Origin of the sequence: Phytohabitans maris (assembly GCF_031085175.1) — a bacterium.
Classification (GTDB): domain Bacteria; phylum Actinomycetota; class Actinomycetes; order Mycobacteriales; family Micromonosporaceae; genus Phytohabitans; species Phytohabitans maris.
Genome location: NZ_JAVHUY010000019.1, coordinates 84,270 through 104,351 on the forward strand (window position 1 = coordinate 84,270; position 20,082 = coordinate 104,351).

Genomic DNA, 20,082 nt, shown 5'->3' on the forward strand with positions numbered 1-20,082 from the left:
GAGGAGAACCCATCGCGAGCCGCGATGATTCCCCACCCCTCGTCCGGGTGGGTCAGCTCACCCTATCTTTGCGCTGTCGCGGGTGTCCGCGCCCCGCTGGGCCAGGCCACAATCCGGTCCGGCCGCCCATACCCACCGTGCCCCGGTGCCGTCCGTGAAAAACACGATCGCGGCCGGTGACCCCTCGTAGGACGCGAGATCGACCACCTCGACCTCGGTGACGCCCGGCTGGTGCTCCCGCCCGATCGCCTCGACGCACATGGCCAGCGCGGCCGGGTCGCGCAGCCGGGCAAGCACCGGTGCCGGGGCGGCGGCCGCTCCCGCCCGGTCCCCCTCCTGCTCGGCCATGGCCGTGGCGCTGCTCATCGCGGCCTTCGGCGGGCTGCCCCCGGTCCCGAACGTGCCGGCCCGGTAGTCCTGCCCGCTCGACGTCAGCGGAATCTCGCGCCCCGCGAAGGGAGCCACGCCCGCGTCGTCGGCGTTCTGCCGGGCGACCGCGGGGGCCTCCTCAGCGCTGCCGGCCGAGCTGTCGTCGCCGCCACCGCCGATGTTGCCCGCCTGGCTCCAGCCGAGGCCGGCCAGTGCCGCGACACCGGCGGCGATCGCCGCCGGGGCGGCCCACGCGGGCATCCGGCGCCGCGGCCGAGGCGCGGTGCGTCGAGGTCCAGCTTGCTCATCTGGTACGGCGGTGAGGTCTGGACGCCGCGGCTCCTGCTCCAGGGCCGTGGCGATCCGGTCGGCGACCTCGACCGGCATCGGCTCCGCCGAGTCACCCCAGGACGCGAGGCTGGCGCGGACGCTCCCGGTCGCCTCGACCAGCGCGGCGTGCGCCTCGGCCCAGGCCGGCTCCTCGGCGACGCGCCGGGCCACGACCGCCTCCTCGGGCGTACCGTCCAGCGCACCGCCGACGTAGTCGGCGAGCAGGTCGAAATCGACCTCGCTGAACTCCTGCCCGGTCACTTCTCTTCCTCCACCTTCGCCGTACGCGCCTGCGCCGTACTGGTTCCGACGCGATCGCCGGACCGCGGGTTCCCACCGCCGGCCCGAAGGTGGCCCAGCACCACCGCCAGCTTGGCCCGGCCCCGCGCGCACCGGCTCTTTACCGTGCCCTCGGCCACACCGAGGATCACCGCCACCTCGGCGACCGGGTAGCCCTGCACGTCGACCAGGATCAGCGCGGCCCGCTGCTCCTCCGGCAGCTGGCTGAGCGCCTGCCGTACGTCGAGGGCGGTGTCGTGGTCGACCGCGGGGGCGGCCGGCTCGGCGGCGATCGGCCGGTCGGACTCGGCTCGGCTGCCGTCGGGGAGCGGGACCGTCGGGTGGGCCTGCCGCCGGCGGGCCCGGTCGAGGCAGGCGTTTACCACGATGCGGTGCAGCCAGGTCGTGACCGCCGAGTCGCCCCGGAAGCGGGCCGCCGCGCGGTGCGCGGACAGCAGCGCGTCCTGGAGGGCGTCGGCCGCCTCCTCCCGGTCGGCGAGCGTACGCAGCGCCACGGCCCACAGCCGGTCGCGGTGCCGGTGAAACAGCTCGGCGAACGCGTACTGATCGCCGTCGACGTGGGCGCGCAGCAGCTCGGCGTCGCTACGCGAGCTGTCGGTCACGGCTGCACACTAGCTCAGCCCGGCGACCACGATCTCCTGCACGCCGACCTTGAACGGCCACTGGCTGTCGCCGGTGCGCGGCATCTCGGTGATGAAGAAGAGCAGGTACTGGTACTTCTGGTCGGGGTCGAACGCGGTGAAGCTCATCTTCGTCGCGTCGAACGCCTCCAGCGGCTCTCCCACCCGCTTGAACGACTGGGCCACCTGCTTGTCACCGGCCGCGCTGCTGCCCGGGTCGCTGTCGCCGGCGCGCAGCTCGGCCGAGGCGCCGCCGTCGGAGAGCGTCACCTGCACGGAGCTGACCGTGCGCGGCTGGCCCAGGTCGATCAGGATGCCCATGCCCGTCTTGAGGTTGCCGAACTTGGAGCTCTTGTAGCCGTTGGGCTCCCAGCCGGTGTTTTCGTTTCCGTCGACGACCGCGTCGGCGCCCTCCAACTCGTTGCGCTGGCCGTCGGACGGGTCGACGATGCGCACCTGGTTGGCGCTGATCGTGAAGTTTTGCGGCTGGCCGTTGGCGGACCCGGTGGCCGGGTCGCTGCCGGCGGTGGCCGGCGCGTTGGACGGCGGGGCGGCGGTGTCGTCGGTGTCGCCGCCGTTGCCCAGCGCGCTGATGCCGAAGAGCAGGCCCGCGACGGCGATGGCGAGGAGTCCGGCGACGCCTGCGGCGATCTTGCGGACCGTCGCCCGCTGGGGCTCGGTGCGCACGCCGCCCGGGTCGACCGCCGCGCCCACGTCGCGAGGGCCGGACAGGAACCGAAGCGGTCCGGTCTCCTCGTAGTAGGGCTCGTCGGTGGCGCTGTCGAGCCGGCCCAGCTCGGCCGCGAGCACGTCGGCGGCGGGCAGCGCGAGGCGGCTGTCGAGCAGGTCCATGGTGAGGTCGTCGAGGTATGCCGGGACGCCCGCGCGGATCTGGCGCGGGGCGGCCACGGTGCCGCTCGCGTCGCGCACGGCGTCGGGCAGCGCGGACCGGCCGGCCTCGGTGTGCGGCCAGTGGCCGGTGAGCGCGAAGTAGAGGACGCCGCCGATCGCCCGCACGTCGGTCTCTTGCGTGTCGGCGCTGTCGGCCCGCGCGTCGGCGAGCACCACGCGGCCGTCGTCGCCGATCAGGACCGTGCCGGGGTGGATATTGCCGTGGACCATGCCGGTCGCGTGCATCGCGGTGACCGCCTCGGCCACCGCGTGCGCGACCGTCGTGGTGCGGGTCGGGTCGAGGGGCTCCTCGGCCACGATCTCGCGGAGCGACTCACCGTCGACCCACTCGCGCACCACGTAGGCCCGCTCACCCTCGTCGATCGCGTCGTAGACGCCGACCAGGCTGGGGTGGATCACGCGGCTCGCGGCGACGGCGGCCTGCAGCATCTCCATCGCGGAGTCGCCACCGGGATAGCGCAGCACCACCGCGACCGGCCGCCGGAGCACCACGTCGACACCGCGCCAGACCTGCCGGCCGGCACTGTCGTTGTTGATGTGCTCCGCGAGCTCGTACCTCTCGGCCAGGATCTCACCGACGGTGGGCGCACCGAAGGTCATGACCTGAGGCGCGCTCTCGCTCGCCTCCTGACCTTCGCCGACCTGGGTCACCCCGTCCTCCCTCGGTGATCGTCTCGATCAGTGGACCCGTATGTGCTGCCCGTGATGTGACCGCTGGCCGCAGCCGGCAAACCGGCGGCGGGCACAACTCATAGCGTAGGCGCTACCCGCACCCGACGGGTGCGACCTTACCTGGGTCGTGCGACCTCTCGACACGTCATCTTGGCGTGGCAGCCGGCCGGACGCGAGTCGTGGGGCGAGGCTTGACCGCTAAGTAGCAATCGTCCTGCTTTGAAGCGTCATGCAAATAGTGCCTTATAGGTACGCTTTTTCCATGTCTGATCTTGCCGGGCAGGTCCGTGACGGGTATGCGTTCGACGGGCCGGCACTGGAACTCGGCGCCTTGGTGGTCGACGGCCGCGGCGACCCCGGCGCGCAGGTGCGCATCCCGCTCGGCATGCTCAACCGGCACGGCCTGGTCGCGGGCGCCACGGGCACCGGCAAGACCAAGACGCTCCAGGTGCTTGCCGAGCAGCTCAGCGCGGCCGGCGTGCCGGTCTTCCTCGCCGACGTCAAGGGCGACGTCTCGGGCATGTCCGCGCCCGGTACCGCCAACGAGAAGATCACCGCACGCGCCGCCGAGATCGGTCAGGACTGGCAGCCGGCCGCCTGCCCGGTCGAGTTCTACGCGCTCGGCGGGCACGGCACCGGCATCCCGGTCCGGGCGACGATCACCTCGTTCGGCCCGGTACTGCTGTCCAAGGTGCTCGGGCTCTCCGACGTACAGGCGTCGTCCTTGAACCTGATCTTCCACTTCGCGGACGCGAACGGGCTGCCTCTGCTGGACGTCAAGGACCTGCGGTCGGTCATCCAGTACCTGGTCTCCGACGAGGGAGCCGAACAACTGCGTTCGCTCGGCGGGCTCTCCAAGCAGACGGCGGGTGTGCTGCTCCGGGAGCTGGTGGCGTTTTCCGACGCGGGCGCGGACGATTTCTTCGGCGAGCCGGAGCTCGACACGGCCGACCTGATGCGTACCGCGCCGGACGGCCGGGGCATCGCCTCGATCCTGGAGCTGCCCGGTGTCCTCGGGCGGCTGGGGGCTGGGGGCGGCACAGCGCGGCCGGACCTCTTTCCTTGTTTTCTTATGTGGCTGCTGGCCGACCTCTTCCAGGATCTGCCCGAGGTCGGCGACCTCGACAAGCCGAAGCTGGTCTTCTTCTTCGACGAGGCGCACCTGCTCTTCAAGGACGCGTCGAAGGACTTCCTGGAGTCGATCACGCAGACCGTGCGGCTGATCCGCTCCAAGGGCGTGGGCGTCTTCTTCGTGACCCAGACGCCCAAGGACGTGCACCCCGACGTGCTCGCGCAGCTCGGCAACCGGATCCAGCACGCGCTGCGGGCGTACACACCGGACGACGCGAAGGCGCTCAAGGCGACCGCGTCGACGTTCCCGCACTCGGCGTACGACCTGGAGGAGGTGCTCACCCAGCTCGGCACCGGCGAGGCGATCGTGACCGTACTGTCCGAGAACGGCGCGCCGACCCCGGTCGCCTGGACCCGGCTGCGCGCTCCCCGGTCGCTGATGGGCGCCGCCGACCCCGCGGCGATGACGGCGGCGGTGCGGGCCTCGCCGCTGTACCCGAAGTACGCCGAGCCGGTTGACCGCGAGTCCGCGTACGAGAAGCTGGCCGCCCGTATGGCGCCGCCGTCCACAGGTGGTTATCCACAGGCATCTCCAGCGCCGGACGCTCCTCCCGCACAGAGTTATCCACAGGAGGGCCGGCCACCGCGGTCGGAGCCGAACATGGTGGAGAAGGTGCTCGGCTCCAACGCGACGAAGTCGTTCGTCCGGGCCGCCGCCACGGCCGCCGGCGCCGCGTTCGCCCGCCAGATCTTCGGCACGGCCAAGCGCCGGAGGCGCTGACGCCCCGCGGCTAGCGGCGGATCTTGCGGCGCACCAGCGCGAAGACGCTGCTGATCTCGGAGACCTTGAGTCCGAGCGCGATCGCCACGTACGTGCCGCCGATCGCCAGGCCGCCGACCGCGAGCTGGAGCAGCGACTCGGGCTTGCTCGGCGTCCAGCCGCCGGGCAGCACGTACATCACGGCGAGGCCGACCACCGTCGCGCCGACCGCGGCCACGCCCACCTTGACGAACGTGACCAGGATGCCGCCGAGCCCGATCGCCCCGATCCGCCGGTGCATGAGCACGGCGGTGATCAGGCCGGAGACGGCGAACGACAGCGCGTTGGCGAACATCAGCCCGGGCGCCGCGAACGCCGCCGAGAAGAGCGCGAACACGATCACCTGCACGAGGACGCGCAGCCCGACGACGGGGACGTTGACCAGTGCGGCGGCCTTGGTCTCCTGCCGCGCGTAGAGCCCGACCGTAAACAGCTGGCTGATCGAGAAGGGCACGAGCGCCACCGCCGTCGCGACCAGCACGACCGCCGTCTCGGCCGCATCGTCCTGGGTGAATGCACCGCTGCGAAACAGCGCCACGGAGATCGGGGCGGCCAGCACCGCGTAGCAGATCGCCACCGGGGTCAGGACGGCCGTGATCATGCGGGTGCCGCGGGCGAGGTCGGCGGCCATGTCGGCGTGCCGGTTGTCGGCCGCCGCCGCGCTCATCCGCGGGGTGAGCGCGGTGATGATCGAGACGCTGATGATGCCGTGCGCCATATACATCAGCAGGAAGACGTTGTTGTAGATCGCCGGTCCGGCCGCGTCCTCCTCGCCGGCCCGGTTGAGGAGGTTGAACGCGACCGCCTGGCCGATCTGCGTGACCACCACGTAGCAGAGCGCCCAGCCGCCGATCCGGCCCAGCTCGCGCAGGCCGAGCGCGCGGAAGTCGAACCGCCACCGCCACCGGAAGCCCACCTTGCGCAGCGCCGGCAGCAGGCCCACGCTCTGGATCACCACGCCGAGGAGCGTGCCGCCGCCGAGAAGGACGATCTGCCCGGCGGACATCTGCTGCGGCTGGAGAGCCTTGGCACCGTAGATGATCATGTAGATCACGCCGGTCGCGATCACGACGAGGTTGTTGAGGATCGGCGTAAACATCGGCGTCGCGAAGTGGCCGCGCGTGTTGAGCACCGCGGTGAGGATGCCGGAGACCCCGATGAAGAAGATCATCGGAAGCATCAGGTAGGAGAGCTTGGTGACCAGGCTCTGGAATGCCTCGCTGGACTTGTCGCTCGTGTAGAGGACGGTCAGCACCGAGGCGGTCGCCGTGACGAGCACCGCGGCCGCGCCGAGCACCAGCACGGTCAGCGTCACGAGCCGCTGCGTGTACGCCTCGCCACGATCCGCGTCGGCCTTACGCCGGCGTACCAGCACCGGGATGATCGTGCTGCTCAGCAGCGCGCCGAGCAGGAGCTCGTAGACGATGCCGGGCAGGATCTGAGCGGTCGTGTACGCGTTGTTGATCGCGCCGCCGCCGAGCGCGGCGGCCAGGATGACCGTGCGCAGGAAGCCGGTGCCGCGGCTGACCAGGCTGCCGATCGCCATGATCGCGCTGTTGCTGGCCGCGCTCCCCTGCTCGACGTCGACGGCCGGCTCGAGGTCGGGCGCCGACTCCGCGCCCGGAGCCGGATGCAGCCCGGGTGGCATCGCCTGGGTCGAGATCAGCACGGCACCATCCGGGTACTGCTGGTGTGCGCTGTGCCCCGCGTTGGCGCTCTTGTAGAGGCCGCCGCTCATCTCAACCCCGCTTCTGGTCGATTCCGTCCGAACGCAAGGGTACGGGGATATCGCCCCCCAGCATGTCCAGGACCCAGCCGGCTTCGGCGGGGGTGACGGGGTCGGAGAGCGCGTCGAGGAGCGTCGGGTGGTCACAGCCGCCAGCCTCCAGCGCGGCCAGGAGCCCGGCGATGTCACGCTGACGGGCGAGGGCGCGGACCCGCTCGGTGCGCCACGGCTCGGCGGCCACGCGCCCCACCCGCCGCTGGGCCAGCCGCACCAGCTCGGCGAGATCGTCGAAGGGGAAGACGTCGCTGCCGGCGTACCGCAGCGTGCCGGCCACCCCCTCGCCCGGCACCTCCAGGTAGTCGGCCACCTGCTCCTCGCTGAGCACCCGCGGCGTGTACCGGAACAGCGGCTCCTGCTCGGCCGGTGGCACCGGCACCCGCAGCGACCGTAGCGCCGCGCCGAGCAGGGCCTGGACGGCCGCCGCGTCGTCCTCGGGCGTGATCGGTGTGAACCGGCACAGCAGCGCGACCGGCAGCCCGGGGTGCGGCAGCGACGGGTCGTCGAGCGCCACCACCCGCCCGATCAGGTCCAGCTCCGGCCAGAGCAGACCGTGCGGGTGCCACCGGGACCGGTCGTCCCAGGCCATCGGGATCGGCTCCGAGCTGCCGGGCGTGCGCAGGCCGAGCGCGTAGGTTCCGTACTCGCGGTCCAGGTCGAGCACCAGCGCGTAGCCTCCGGCGACCGGGAAGGTGGCGCGCAGCTCGGCCGGGTCGGGATCGGCGTCCGGAGTGGAACGGTGGGTACGGAAGAAGTAGTCGGCCCAGAACGCCGGGTCGTGGCTGAGCGTCCGCAGGGCGTCGGGTACCGGCACGAGCCGCATTTTGCCCCAGCCGCCGCCGGCCGCCGGTACCGGCACGACGTGACACCCCGCCCCACCGATAGGCTGGCTCTCCCATGTCCAAGACTTCGAACGCCACGGGGCTGACCGATGCGCAGCGCAATGCCGTGGCCGAGCTGATGCGGGTCTCGCCGATCGCCGACGAGCTCGGCAGCCGGTTCACGACGGCCGGGTACGAGCTGCACCTGGTCGGCGGTTCCGTCCGCGATGCGCTGCTCGGTCGCCTCGGCGACGACCTGGACTTCACCACCGACGCCCGGCCGGACGACATCCTGCGCGTGCTCAAGGGCTGGGCCGAGACGACCTGGGAGACCGGCCGCGAGTTCGGCACGATCGGTGCCCAGCGGCACGGCATGCGGCTGGAGATCACCACGTTCCGCTCCGAGGCGTACGACGGGGTGACCCGCAACCCGGTGGTCCAGTACGGCGACAGCCTCCTGGACGACCTGCGCCGCCGCGACTTCACGGTGAACGCGATGGCGGTGAGCCTGCCCGAGCACCGGTTCACCGACCCGTACGGCGGCCTGGAGGACCTCGCCGCCCGGCGCCTGCGCACGCCCGGTACGCCGCAGGAGTCGTTCGGCGACGATCCGCTGCGGATGTTGCGGGCCGCCCGCTTCGCCGCACAGCTGCGCTTCGCCGTCGACCCGGACATCGTCGCCGCGATGACCTCGATGGCCGCCGACCTCGACCGGATCACGGTCGAGCGGATCCGCGACGAGTTCACCAAGCTGCTCAGCGGCGCCGACCCGGTCACCGGACTGCGGCTGCTGGTCGACACCGGCCTGGCCGCCCGCTTCCTGCCCGAGCTGCCCGGGCTCAAGCTCGCGATCGACGAGCACGCCCAGCACAAGGACGTGTACGAGCACACGCTCACCGTGGTCAGCAACGCCGTGCGGCTGGAGGCTGGCGAGGGCCCCGACTTCATCTTGCGGATGGCCGCGCTGATGCACGACGTCGGCAAGCCGGCCACCAAGGCGGTCGGCCCGGACAACCGGGTCAGCTTCCACCACCACGAGGTGGTCGGCGCGCGGATGACCAAGCAGCGCATGAAGGAGCTGCGCTACCCCAAGGACGTGACGTCCGACGTGGTCAAGCTGGTCGCGCTGCACCTGCGCTTCTACGGGTACGGGCGGGGCGAGTGGACCGACTCGGCGGTGCGGCGGTACGTGACCGACGCCGGTGACCTGCTCCCCCGGCTGCACAAGCTCACCCGCTCCGACTGCACCACGCGCAACCGGCGCAAGGCGGCCCAGCTCTCCGCCGACTACGACGCGCTGGAGGCCCGGATCGTCCAGATCCAGGAGGCCGAGGATCTGGCCCGGGTCCGCCCCGACCTCGACGGTAATGCGATCATGGAGCTGCTCGGCGTGCCGCCCGGCCCGATCGTCGGCCGCGCCTGGCGCCACCTGAAGGACGTCCGGCTGGAACGCGGCCCGCTCGACCGGGACGAGGCCGAGGCCGAGCTCCTGCGGTGGGCCCGCGACGAGGGTGTGATCTAGCCAGTCCGGCCCGCATCGGCAGCCGGTTCGTTGGTTACCGGGCGTGGCGCGCCTCGGCTACCGTCGCTCGCGAAGTGAGCCGCCGCTGGGGCGGACCCGTTAGAGGTGTTGTGGGGGAGGCAGCTGATGCAGCCGTGTGCGGTCTGCGGGGGCGTACAGGTGGACGCCGCCGGCTACTGCACGCGGTGCGGCACCTTCCGGGGCGTACCGCACCAGCCGCCACCGCCGAGTTATCCGCAGGCACCCCCGCCCGCGTACCCCGGTTATCCACAGCCCGGCAGCCCGCCGGCCTACCCGACCAGCGTGCCCCCCGCGGGGTATCCGACCAGCGTGCCCCCGGCGTTCGCGCAGCAGACCAGCGGCGGTGGCTACCCCGGCTACCCGCCGCAGCAGCAGCCGCAGCGCGGCCGGTCCTACCTGGTCCCGCTCGTCGCGCTCGGCTGCACGCTCCTGGTCCTGGTCGTGGCGATCGTGATCGTGGTGGCGGCCCGCGGCGGCGGTGAGGACCCGATCGCCGGACCGACCTCCGGCGCCCCGACGAGCGCCGGCCCGCAGGAGAGTTCGAGCGCCACCCCGGCCAGCGACATCGACCAGTGCGTGATCGGCACCTGGCGGGTCACGTCCCACCGGGAGACGGTCTCGGTCCAGGGCCAGGGCAGCATCACCTTCACCGGCGGCGAGGGCGCCACGCTCCGGCTCAGGCAGGACGGCACCGGCGAGACCGACTACGGCAGCGGCACCGAGTACCGCGGCGACTTCAACGGCGAGACGGCGGTGCTCGAGATCTCCGGCCGGCTCACCTTCGACTACAAGACCGGCAACGGCCGGGTGAGCGTCAGCGAGGTGGAGTCGACCGCCAAGGCGAAGTTCCGGCTGGGCAGCGAGGAGTACGACATCCCCCAGCCGCTCGACACCAACGACAACTCGGCCAGCTACACCTGCTCGACCGGCGCGCTGACGCAGAACACGGCGCTGCTCACCACCGAGTACGAGCGGATCAGCTGAGCGGGGCTGTCACACCCGGCGGCGACAATGGGCGCATGCGCTGGGTGGTGATCGACTCGCCGATCGACGAGCTTTCCGTGGCCGTCGACGGCACCGGCGTCTGCGGCGTGCACTTCGGGGCCGTCGAAGATGCGGGCGAGGCGAGCGACTCCCGCCTCGACACGGCGGTCGACGAGCTCCGGGCGTACTTCGCGGGCGAGCTCACCGATTTCACCGTGCCGCTGTCGGTGCGCCGGGGCAGCGAGTTCGAGCGCGCGGTGTGGCACCAGATGACCCTGATTCCGTACGGCGAGATGCGCACCTACGGTGAGATCGCGGCTGCCGTGGGCGATCCCGGGGGCGCCCGCGCGGTCGGCGTCGCCTGCAATCGCAACCCGATCCCGATCATCGTGCCCTGCCACCGCATCGTGGGCGCCGGCGGCAAGCTGGTCGGCTTCGGCGGCGGCCTCCCCCGCAAGCGCTTCCTGCTGGAGCTGGAGGCCCGCGTCGCCCTCCAGCGCAGTTGGGGTTCTTGAGCCAGTCGACGCCGAAGACCTGTACCTGCGGGTCGTCGAATGAACGAGGGCCGGGACCCACGGTCCCGGCCCTCGTCGCGCGGTGGTCAGCGGTCGATGTCGCCCTTGATGAAGGCCTCGACCGCGGCGTGCGCCTCGTGGTCCGCGTACTGGACCGGCGGCGACTTCATGAAGTACGACGACGCCGACAGGATCGGGCCGCCGATGCCGCGGTCCTTGGCGATCTTCGCGGCGCGGAGCGCGTCGATGATGACGCCGGCCGAGTTGGGCGAGTCCCAGACCTCGAGCTTGAGTTCGGCGTTGAGTGGGGTGTCGCCGAACGACTTGCCCTCCAGCCGGATGTACGCCCACTTGCGGTCGTCGAGCCACGGCACGTGGTCGGACGGTCCGATGTGGACGTCGGACTTGGCCATCTCGTGCGGCACCTGGGAGGTCACCGACTGCGTCTTGGAGATCTTCTTCGACACGAGCCGGCTGCGCTCCAGCATGTTCATGAAGTCCATGTTGCCGCCGAAGTTCAGCTGGTACGTGCGGAGCAGCTCGACGCCCCGGTCCTCGAAGAGCTTGGCCAGCGCCCGGTGCACGATCGTGGCGCCCACCTGGCTCTTGATGTCGTCGCCGACGATCGGCAGGCCGGCGTCCTCGAACTTCTTGGCCCACACCGGGTCGGAGGCGATGAAGACCGGGAGCGCGTTGACGAAGGCGCAGCCGGCGTCGATGGCGGCCTGGGCGTAGAACTTGTCGGCCTGCTCGGAGCCGACCGGCAGGTACGCCACGACGACGTCGACCCGCGCGTCCCGCAGCGCCTTGACGACGTCGACCGGCGACTCGTCGGACTCTTCGATGATCTCGCGGTAGTACTGGCCCAGGCCGTCGAAGGTCGGGCCGCGCTGCACCTGCACGCCGGTGGGCGGCACGTCGCAGAGCTTGATGGTGTTGTTTTCGCTGGCGACGATCGCCTCAGCGAGGTCTCGACCCACCTTCTTGGCGTCCACGTCGAACGCCGCGACGAACTCCACGTCGGAGACGTGGTAGTCGCCGAAGGTGACGTGCATGAGACCCGGGACGCGGTCGGTGGGGTTTGCGTCGCGGTAGAACTCGACGCCCTGCACCAGAGACGAGGCGCAGTTTCCGACACCGACGATGGCCACGCGTACGGAGCCCATCGCGTTTGCCTCCTTCTTGTTCATCACGGCCGCTCCGGCAGGTTGGTGGTGGACCCAGTGGTGGATCCAGGCGGAGGCGGGCTGTCTTCTACGGGTGGGCTGGCCGAGGGGCCAGCCTCGGGTGCCCGGCCGGAGCGCTCGTTGGCGATGAGCTCCTCCAGCCAGCGGACCTCGCGCTCGCAGGCGTCGAGTCCGTGACGCTGCAACTCGAGCGTGTAGGCGTCGAGCCGCTCGGTGGCGCGGGCCAGCACGTCGCGCAGGCCCTCCCGGCGCTCCTCCACCTTGCGGCGGCGGCCCTCCAGGATGCGCAGGCGGGTGGCGCGGTCGGTGCGGGCGAAGAAGGCGAAGTGGACGCCGAAGCCGGCATCGTCATACGTCTCCGGGCCGGCCTGCGCAAGCAGTTCGGCGAAGCGCTCTTTGCCTTCTGCTGTGATCTTGTAAACAACGCGACCGCGGCGGGTGGTCAGCGGCGGGACCTCTTCGGCGCCGGCGGCCGCCTCACCCGCCTCGGTGATCCAGCCGGCCGCCTGCAGCCGCCGCAGGGTCGGGTACAGCGTGCCGTAGCTGATCGCCGCGCGGATCGCACCGAGCTTTGTGGCCAGCTCTTTGCGCAGCTCATAGCCGTGCATCGGAGACTCCTGCAGCAGGCCGAGGATGGCGAGGTCGAGCACGTCGCATCCTCCTTACCCGCTGGTGGGCTTCCGTTAACCGGTGCGATGTATCGCCCCGATACATCGCACGGTAGCTCGGAGGTGGCCGGACGGCAAACATCAGAATCGAGTCGTGTGGTAGCGGAAAGTGACGGTTGTCGCCTCCTCGGCCGGAACCGCGTACCCTCGTGCGCATGCGCACGCAGCGGCAGGTTGTCGACTACTCGCTACAGAAGCGAGCGCTGCTGCGTGAGGTCTTTTCCGGCCGCCTCGGGACGTACGAAGTCTGCGATGCGTCTCCGTACTTGAAGAACGCCGCCCGCTTCCACGGCGAGCCCACCGACCGGCGCTGCCCGATCTGCCGCCGGGAAAACCTGACGCTCGTCCACTACATTTACGGCGATGAGCTGAAGCAGTCGGCCGGACAGGCCCGCACCCGCACTGAGTTGCCGGTGCTGGCGATGACGTTCCGTGAGTTCCAGGTGTACGTGGTGGAGGTGTGCCGCGCCTGCGACTGGAACCATCTCGTCGAGCAGTTCCTGCTCGGCCGCGACGGGCTGACCGATGAGCCCGGCGCTGAGACGGCGGCTGCCGTTGGCTCATCCACTTCCGGTTCATCCGCTACCGGCGTTGGGGCGCCGGCGACCAAACGAAGGCGAGAGGCCCGACGGTGACCGACGCTTGCCCGGACATCGGGGTGGAGGACCCGAGGTGGCGGGGCAGGCAATCACTCGTTAATCGGATAAGTCCGAATTTGTCGGGCGAAGCCTTGCCTGGCCGTGTGGCTGGGCTGGCGTCAGAAGGTGTCCTAACTCACCGCAACACGATGGCGTCGCGAGAGCGCGTCATCGCGACCGGCAGGGTGTGACGAATGAACTCGTACGACGACCCTAGTTCCGCGCGCGGTCGGGCCGGTATCCCGGGCCCGTCCGACGACTACGGGGCCCCCAGCGCCCGTGGGTCGGCACGCGGCGGCTCCGAGGGTGGCTGGTCCCGCAACGGCGACGGGTACGGCTCCGGTCCGGCTCCCCGCGCCTCGTCCGGGCGTGCCCCCGCGGGTTCCTCGGGACGGGCCTCGGTCGGCTCCTCGCCCGGCCGAGCCTCCGTCGGTTCCTCCGGGCGGGCCTCGGTCGGTTCGGCTTCTGTCGGCTCGGCCTCCCCCGCCTCCCCCGGGCGGGCCTCGGTCGCCGGCTCCGCGGGCCGGGCGACCGTCGGCCGCGCCGTGGTCCGTCCGGTCTCGCCGGCCGGGCCGGGCCTCGGCCGACCCGACGTGCTGGAAGGCCCCGGCGGGCCGAGCGGGCCGACCGGCCCCGGACGCCGCGCGGCCAAGGCCGGCAAGGGCGATCCGGCCGCGATCAAGCGAGCCAAGCGGCGCAAGCGGATCAACTGGATCGTCGCCGCGTTCGCGGTCGTGGTCATGATGGCCGGTGCCGGCGTGGTAGGCCTGACCTGGTTCTACGACGACGTGCCGACCTACGACACGAGCGAGCTGCAGGCGACCTCGATCGTCTACTCGGACGGCAAGACCGAGCTGGCCAAGCTGGGCGAGGTCAACCGCACGCTCGTGCCGGCCGAAAAGATCTCCCCGGTGGTCAAGCAGGCCGTGATGGCCGCGGAGGACAAGAACTTCCTCGACCACGAGGGCATCGACCTCAAGGGCATCGCCCGCGCCGCGTGGAACAACTTCACCGGCGGCGACACCCAGGGCGCCTCGACGATCACCCAGCAGTACGCGCGGCACGCCGCCGACCTCAGCGGCATCAACTACAACCGCAAGATCCGCGAAGCGGTCCTGGCGCGCAAGCTGGAGCAGGACTTCTCCAAGGACGAGATCCTCGGCTACTACCTCAACGCGATCTACTTCGGCCGGGGCGCGCACGGCGTCGAGGCCGCCGCCCAGATGTACTTCCGCAAGTCGGTGCTGACGCAGCCCGGCCAGAAGAACGCGCTCACCAAGGAAGAGGCCGCCGTCCTCGCCGCGGTGATCAAGCAGCCGGAGCCGGACACCGCGACCGGCCACAAGGGCTACGACCCGCAGACCAACATCGAAGCGGCGAAGGAGCGGTGGAACTACACCCTCGGCAACATGGTGGAAAAGGGGTGGATGACCCCGGAGGAGCGGGCCAAGTCCGTCTACCCGGAGAAGACGCTGCAGAAGTACGACCCGAAGAAGTGCAACATCGGGTGCGGTATCGACAAGCCGACCGGCAACGTCGTGAACTACGTCCGCGACGAGCTTGAGGCGATGGGTATCCCGGCCGCCGAGTGGAAGAAGGGCGGCTACCGGATCACCACCACCATCGACTCGCGTGCGCAGAAGGCGGCGGAGGAAGCGGCCCGCTGGGCGTCCACCTCCTCGCCGATGCACAAGCTGCCGAAGTACTACAAGGCGGCGTTGGTGGCGATCAACCCGAGCAACGGCCAGGTGATGGCCTACTACGGTGGTGAAAACGGCACCGGGTACGACTACGCCGGCCTCAACGACGGCGGCAACTCGGGCGGCCACGCCGCAGGCTCGACATTCAAGATCTACACTCTCGCCGCGGCGCTGCGGGAGGAGATCCCGATGGACTCGCGCTGGGACGCCCTCAAGGACGACGACAACGGGCGAAAGATCTCGAACGCGGGCCGCGACGCCGGCGACATCAAGTGCGGCCACTCCTGCACGCTGGAGCAGTCGACGATCTCCTCGTACAACGTCCCGTTCTACTGGATCGCCGACGGGATCGGGCCGGACAAGGTGGTCGCCGCGGCCCGCGACGCGGGCATCCGCACGATGTTCGACACCAGCAAGGGCAAGCCGCACGACCTCACCAAGACCGACCCGAAGAAGCTGGCGCCGGCCGAGTTCGACAACGAGGTGGCGTTCGGCCAGTACCCGATCACCGTGCTCGACCACGCCAACGGTGTAGCCACCCTGGCCAACCGCGGGGTCTACAACAAGGCCCACTTCATCCGGTCGGTGGAAAAGCGCGACGCGAACGGCAAGTTCGTCAAGCTGGCCGGCAAGGGCGAAAAGCTCGACCCGCAGACGCGGTTCGTGGCCAACCAGATCGACGACATCAACGCCGTACTCCAGAAGATCCCGGACAACATCGGCAAGGATCTGAAGGAGGGCCGCCCGGCCACCGGTAAGACCGGCACCTGGGAACTCAACCAGGAGCGCAGCGACAACGGTGACGCCTGGATGGTCGGCGCGACGCCGCAGGTGGCGGCCGCGGTCTGGGTGGGCACCGAGGGCAAACGCCGGGCGATCGAGGAGGCCGGCGGCAAGAAGATGTCGGGCTCCGGTACGCCGGCGTCGATCTGGGAAATGTTCATGGACCTCGTGCACTCCCGCCTCGGGCTGCCGGTCGAGCGGTTCGAGGAGCGGAAGAACACCGGCAACCCGGACAGCACGTACCCGAACGGCCAGTCACCACCGCCCCCGACCCAGGGGCCCAACAACGGCAACCCCTGTGGCAACCTGCCCGATTTCCTCTGCCCCGACCGCGACAACGGTGGCGACAACAACAACAACGACGGCAACGGCAACGGCAACAACAACCAGGGGCCGAACGCGGGTACCCCGACCACGGCTCCACCGCCGGAAAACCCGTTCCCGAACGGGGGCGGAGGCGGCTAGCCGCGACCGGTGCCTACTCGACGATTGCTGGGATCCGCGCGGGCAGACCGCGCGGATCCCGCCGTTGATAGGGCATGATGCCTCTTTATGAGCGTGCGTACGACTGACATCGATGGATCTGAACGTGTGGATCATCCGGCCCAGTCGGACGGCTTCGTGCGCGGGCTCTCCGAGGTGATCGGCGGGCCGATCGGCGAGCATGCCGCCGGCCACGACAAGCCGCAGGCGCAGTGGAGCGGGCGCTTCTGGACCGCCACCCGCATCGTCATCGCGCTGACCTGCCTCACGCTCGCCCTGCACTGGGTGCAAAAGTCCCCGTGCCGCGACGGCGCCTGGGCCGACCACATCCAGTACACGCGGTTCTGCTACACCGACGTGCTCGCGCTCTACTACGCCGAAGGGCTCAACGAGGGCAAGGTCCCGTACCGCGACCACCCGGTCGAGTACCCGGTGCTCACCGGCTACTTCATGGGCGTGCTCGGGCTGCCGGTGCACGCGCTCGGCGAGAGCCGGCCCGAGCTCAACCAGGCGCTGTGGTTTTACGATGCCAACGCCCTGGTGCTCGGGGCGCTCGCGGTCGCGACGGTCGGCGCGATCCTGGCCGTACGGCGACGACGACCTTGGGACGCGGCGATGTTCGCGCTCTCCCCCGCGCTCTTCGTCACCGCGACGGTCAACTGGGACTTCCTCGCCATCGGGCTGGCCGCCTTCGGCATGTACGCCTGGGCGAGACGACATCCCGCCGTCGCCGGCATCCTCCTGGGGCTCGCCGGCGCGGCGAAGATGTGGCCACTGTTCATCCTCGGGCCGCTCCTGGTCCTCGGGCTCCGCACCGAGCGGCTCCGGCAGGCGTTGCTGGCCACCGGCACCGCGCTCGTCACGCTGGTCGCGGTCAACCTGCCGGTCGCCATCCCGTACCGGGAGAGCTGGGACAGGTTCTTCGAGCTCAACACCGAGCGCCCGATCGACTGGGGCACGTTGTGGTACATCGGCCGGTATCTCGACGGCAAGTGGAACCCGGCCGACGGGCCGTTCCAGTGGTTGAGCAACCACGTCGACCCGCAGCTCAACTACCTGACGTACGGGCTGTTCGGCCTCAGCTGCCTGGCCATCGCCGCGCTGGCCCTCTTCGCGCCCCGCAAGCCCCGCCTCGCCGCCCTGGCGTTCCTGGTGGTCGCCTCGTTCCTGATCTTCAGCAAGGTCTGGTCCCAGCAGTACGTGCTCTGGCTGCTCCCGCTCGCCGTGCTGGCCCGGCCGCGGTGGGGCGCGTTCCTTGCCTGGCAGATCGCCGAGGTCCTGTACTTCGTCTCGTTCTACGGCGAGCTGCTCGGCGCCTCCGGCAAGCAGGTCTTCCCGGAGGGCGTCTTCGTGCTCGCCGCCACGCTGCGCCTCGTCACCGTCGCCGTCCTATGTGGACTGATCGTGCGCGACATCCTGCGGCCGGAGCGCGACCCGGTGCGGCAGACCTACGAGGACGACCCGGACGGCGGCGTCTTCGACGGTGCCGAGGACGCGCCGTGGCTGGCCCGCTGGCGCGCGCGCCGGGCGCTTGCCGACAACCCGCCGGACAACCCGCCGCCGGACCGCGAGCCGGTGACCGCCTGAGGGCCTGGCGCCGAGGGAACTCCGGGCGGCCGGCTCAGAGGTGGTACACGATCGTGTTGCCGATCTCCTCGCGCCGGATGCCCAGCGTGTCGACCGGCATGTCCACCGCGGCCTGCCACGGCGTGCCGTCGAGCGAGTCGCGCAGCAGCACGACCGTCTTGACGCCCAGCTCGCGCAGGTAGTCGACGCTGGCCTGGTCGGGGAAGGTGCGCGCGGCCTCCCGGGTGCGCTCCTGCCGCACCGGCGTAAACCCGCTACCGCCGTTGACCACCGGCTGGAAGCGCGTGGTCGACCAGAGCATCACAGGCTGCTCGTACGTCCGGTTGAAGGGCAGCACGACGATCGGTCCGGGGTCGGTGCGCATCACCTCCGGCTGCTGGGGCACGACCGGGTGCGGCGTGGTGTTGAGGCCCTCGACCAGCACCAGCAGCAGCGGCACGAGCGTGACGAGGCGGAGCAGGACGCCGGGCCGCCCGGTGACCCGGATCGCGGCGATGTCGTTGACCCGGCGGACGAGCGCGCTCACCGTTCCGGCCGCGAGGATGCCCAGCAGCAGCGTGGTCCAGAGCATGAGCCGGCCCGGCGTACGCAGGCCGTCCCAGCCCGGCAGGTGGTTGAAGAGCGGCAGGTAGGTGTATGTGCCGCCGAAGAAGTTGGGGCCCATCGCGAGGATCGCGGTGACCAGGACGCCGGCGAGCAGCAGGAGCCGGTGGCGCAGCTTCCAGACCGAGAAGAAGATGCCGGCGAGGGCGAGCGCGTACAGTACGTATCCCGGCAGCACGGTCATCTCGGCCGGCCAGCGCATGCCGTTACGCACACTCTCGTGCAGGTCACCCCAGATCAGTGACTCGGGCGGCGCGGTGAAGAAACCGCTCGGCGGCGGCGAGTACGCCTCCAGGTCCTGGACCCGGCGGGTCGCCTCGGGGTGCTGGTAGGCCACCTCGAAGTACACCAGGGAGAGCAGCGCGCCGGTCGCGGCGAAGACCAGGCCGCCGATGAGGTCGGCGATGACGAGGCGGGTGCCCCACGGCCGCCGGACCCGCCAGTGCCGCACCCGGCGCCCCAACCGGATCGCGACGGTGACGAGCGTGACGAGCCCGAGCACGTACGCGAAGACGAGGCCGATGCCGAAGCCCAGCGTGATCTGCCACGCCGCCACGAGCCAGCCGGCGAACGCCCAGCCCGCGTGGCGCCGCTCCGGGCGGAACCCGTGCGTCAACGACCAGCCGTGCCCGCGGGCCAGCATCGCCAGCGCCAGCGGGATCCCGCCGTTGGAGACGATGTGCAGGTGGCCGGCCTGGGCGAGCATCCAGGGGGCGTAGGTGTAGGCGGCGCCGGCCACGATCGCGCCGGTGCGGCCCGCGCCGAGCTGGCGGACCAGCGCGTACGCCCCGAAGGTCGCCAGTGCGTGGGCCAGCACAAAAATGATGTTGTATCGGAGGATCGCGGCCGCCGGGCCCTCGCCGATCATCCCGGCCGGCGCGTATCCGAGCAGCGTGTCGGAGAACGCGAAGCTGAGCCGCTCCGGGAAGAACGTGTTGGAGTCCCACAGCTGGCTCGGGTCGCTGAGCAGGATGTGCCCGGACCAGGCCATCTGCCAGGCCTGCAGCGCCGGGTCCTGGAAGTCTTGCGGCAGGGTGTGCAGCGGGTAGCGCAGGGTGGGCCAGGTCATCAGCACCGCGAGCGCGAGCGAGCCGAGGCTGGCGAGCGTCCACTCGTGGATCAGGAAGCGGCCGATCGCCCGCCCGACCCGTTGGCGCCGGGTGGGTGGCCGCTCCGGCTCGGGCGCGAACGACGCGAACGGGTCGCGGGGCGGCTCCTCCTTGACCTTGATCTCCTCGACCTTGGTGTCGCCATCTCTGGGCGCCGCCTGCGCCTCCTTGACCTGGGCCGTCTCGCCCGCGCCGCCCTCCCCGGCCTTGTCGCCGGCGGTCTTGTCCCCGGCCGCCCCGGCCCTGTCGGGCTCAGACTTGGCGGGCTCAGGCTTAGGGGACTCAGCCTCGGCGGCTCCGGCCTCGGTGGGCTCGGCTTTGGCAGGCTCAGTCTCAGCCGCTCCGGCCTTGGCGGCCGCTCCGGCCTCAGCGGGCTCGGCTTTGGAGGGCTCGGCCGCGGTGGGCTCGGCCGTCGTGGGCTTGGCTTCAGTGGGCTCGGCTTTGGAGGGTGCGGCCTTCGTGGGCTGAGCTTTGGGGGGCTCGGCCCTGCTGGTTTCAGCGGCGGTCGCGCCGTCCGTGGGGGGTGCGCCCTGCTCCGGAACCGTCGGGTCGCCGTCGACGACCTGCGGCTGCTCCGTACTCAT

The 20,082-nt window shown here is 70.9% G+C and carries 15 protein-coding genes; 7 read left to right on the forward strand and 8 right to left on the reverse strand.

Features of this window, described 5'->3' with window-relative positions; translation table 11 throughout:
• Nucleotides 1–57: 57 nt before the first annotated feature.
• The 3 genes from RB614_RS21245 to RB614_RS21255 are packed head-to-tail and all read right to left on the reverse strand — an operon-like array spanning nt 58 to nt 3,182.
• Nucleotides 58–960: a hypothetical protein gene (locus RB614_RS21245; RefSeq protein ID WP_308714314.1), complete on the reverse strand. Its 903-nt coding sequence runs from the start codon at nt 958–960 to the stop codon at nt 58–60.
• Nucleotides 957–1,601 carry an RNA polymerase sigma factor SigM gene (gene sigM, locus RB614_RS21250; protein WP_308714315.1) on the reverse strand — a complete coding sequence of 215 codons (645 nt, stop codon included), beginning with the start codon at nt 1,599–1,601 and terminating at the stop codon, nt 957–959. The genes RB614_RS21245 and sigM overlap by 4 nt, the downstream gene beginning before the upstream one ends.
• A 9-nt stretch (nt 1,602–1,610) precedes the next feature.
• The gene (locus RB614_RS21255; RefSeq protein WP_308714316.1) at nt 1,611–3,182 is read right to left on the reverse strand and encodes a protein kinase family protein; all 1,572 of its coding nucleotides are present in this window, start codon (nt 3,180–3,182) and stop codon (nt 1,611–1,613) included.
• Between the two features lie 283 nt (nt 3,183–3,465).
• Here RB614_RS21255 and RB614_RS21260 point away from each other — a divergent pair, with 283 nt between their 5' ends.
• The gene (locus tag RB614_RS21260; protein WP_308714317.1) at nt 3,466–5,055 is read left to right on the forward strand and encodes a helicase HerA-like domain-containing protein; all 1,590 of its coding nucleotides are present in this window, start codon (nt 3,466–3,468) and stop codon (nt 5,053–5,055) included.
• 10 nt (nt 5,056–5,065) lie between these two features.
• Here the strand turns inward: RB614_RS21260 and murJ are convergent, their stop codons facing one another.
• Both murJ and RB614_RS21270 read right to left on the reverse strand, forming a co-directional pair.
• Nucleotides 5,066–6,832 carry a murein biosynthesis integral membrane protein MurJ gene (murJ, locus tag RB614_RS21265; RefSeq protein ID WP_308714318.1) on the reverse strand — a complete coding sequence of 589 codons (1,767 nt, stop codon included), beginning with the start codon at nt 6,830–6,832 and terminating at the stop codon, nt 5,066–5,068.
• Nucleotide 6,833: 1 nt separating this feature from the next.
• On the reverse strand, nt 6,834–7,736 hold the full coding sequence (locus RB614_RS21270; protein WP_308714319.1) for a hypothetical protein: 903 nt from the start codon (nt 7,734–7,736) through the stop codon (nt 6,834–6,836).
• A 38-nt stretch (nt 7,737–7,774) separates the two neighbouring features.
• Between RB614_RS21270 and RB614_RS21275 the strand changes: the two genes are divergently transcribed.
• The 3 genes from RB614_RS21275 to RB614_RS21285 all read left to right on the forward strand — a co-directional run bounded on the left by RB614_RS21275 (nt 7,775) and on the right by RB614_RS21285 (nt 10,740).
• Nucleotides 7,775–9,220, forward strand: coding sequence for a CCA tRNA nucleotidyltransferase (locus RB614_RS21275; RefSeq protein WP_308714320.1), 1,446 nt, complete (start codon nt 7,775–7,777; stop codon nt 9,218–9,220).
• A 126-nt stretch (nt 9,221–9,346) separates the two neighbouring features.
• Nucleotides 9,347–10,225, forward strand: coding sequence for a hypothetical protein (locus RB614_RS21280; RefSeq protein WP_308714321.1), 879 nt, complete (start codon nt 9,347–9,349; stop codon nt 10,223–10,225).
• Nucleotides 10,226–10,260: 35 nt separating this feature from the next.
• Entirely contained in the window at nt 10,261–10,740 is a 480-nt protein-coding gene (locus RB614_RS21285) for a methylated-DNA--[protein]-cysteine S-methyltransferase (protein WP_308714322.1), read from the forward strand.
• Nucleotides 10,741–10,826: 86 nt separating this feature from the next.
• Here RB614_RS21285 and RB614_RS21290 read toward each other — a convergent pair whose 3' ends face one another.
• Nucleotides 10,827–11,906, reverse strand: coding sequence for an inositol-3-phosphate synthase (locus tag RB614_RS21290; RefSeq protein WP_308714323.1), 1,080 nt, complete (start codon nt 11,904–11,906; stop codon nt 10,827–10,829).
• A 23-nt stretch (nt 11,907–11,929) separates the two neighbouring features.
• Nucleotides 11,930–12,577: a PadR family transcriptional regulator gene (locus tag RB614_RS21295; RefSeq protein ID WP_308714324.1), complete on the reverse strand. Its 648-nt coding sequence runs from the start codon at nt 12,575–12,577 to the stop codon at nt 11,930–11,932.
• 173 nt (nt 12,578–12,750) lie between these two features.
• Here RB614_RS21295 and RB614_RS21300 point away from each other — a divergent pair, with 173 nt between their 5' ends.
• From RB614_RS21300 to RB614_RS21310, 3 genes are all read left to right on the forward strand, one after another.
• The gene (locus RB614_RS21300) at nt 12,751–13,230 is read left to right on the forward strand and encodes a DUF5318 domain-containing protein (protein WP_308714325.1); all 480 of its coding nucleotides are present in this window, start codon (nt 12,751–12,753) and stop codon (nt 13,228–13,230) included.
• 548 nt (nt 13,231–13,778) lie between these two features.
• Nucleotides 13,779–16,181, forward strand: coding sequence for a transglycosylase domain-containing protein (locus RB614_RS21305; RefSeq protein WP_308714326.1), 2,403 nt, complete (start codon nt 13,779–13,781; stop codon nt 16,179–16,181).
• A gap of 87 nt (nt 16,182–16,268) precedes the next feature.
• The gene (locus RB614_RS21310) at nt 16,269–17,786 is read left to right on the forward strand and encodes a glycosyltransferase family 87 protein (protein ID WP_308714327.1); all 1,518 of its coding nucleotides are present in this window, start codon (nt 16,269–16,271) and stop codon (nt 17,784–17,786) included.
• 34 nt (nt 17,787–17,820) lie between these two features.
• Here the strand turns inward: RB614_RS21310 and RB614_RS21315 are convergent, their stop codons facing one another.
• Complete coding sequence (locus RB614_RS21315; RefSeq protein WP_308714328.1) at nt 17,821–20,082, reverse strand: hypothetical protein; 2,262 nt, start codon at nt 20,080–20,082, stop codon at nt 17,821–17,823.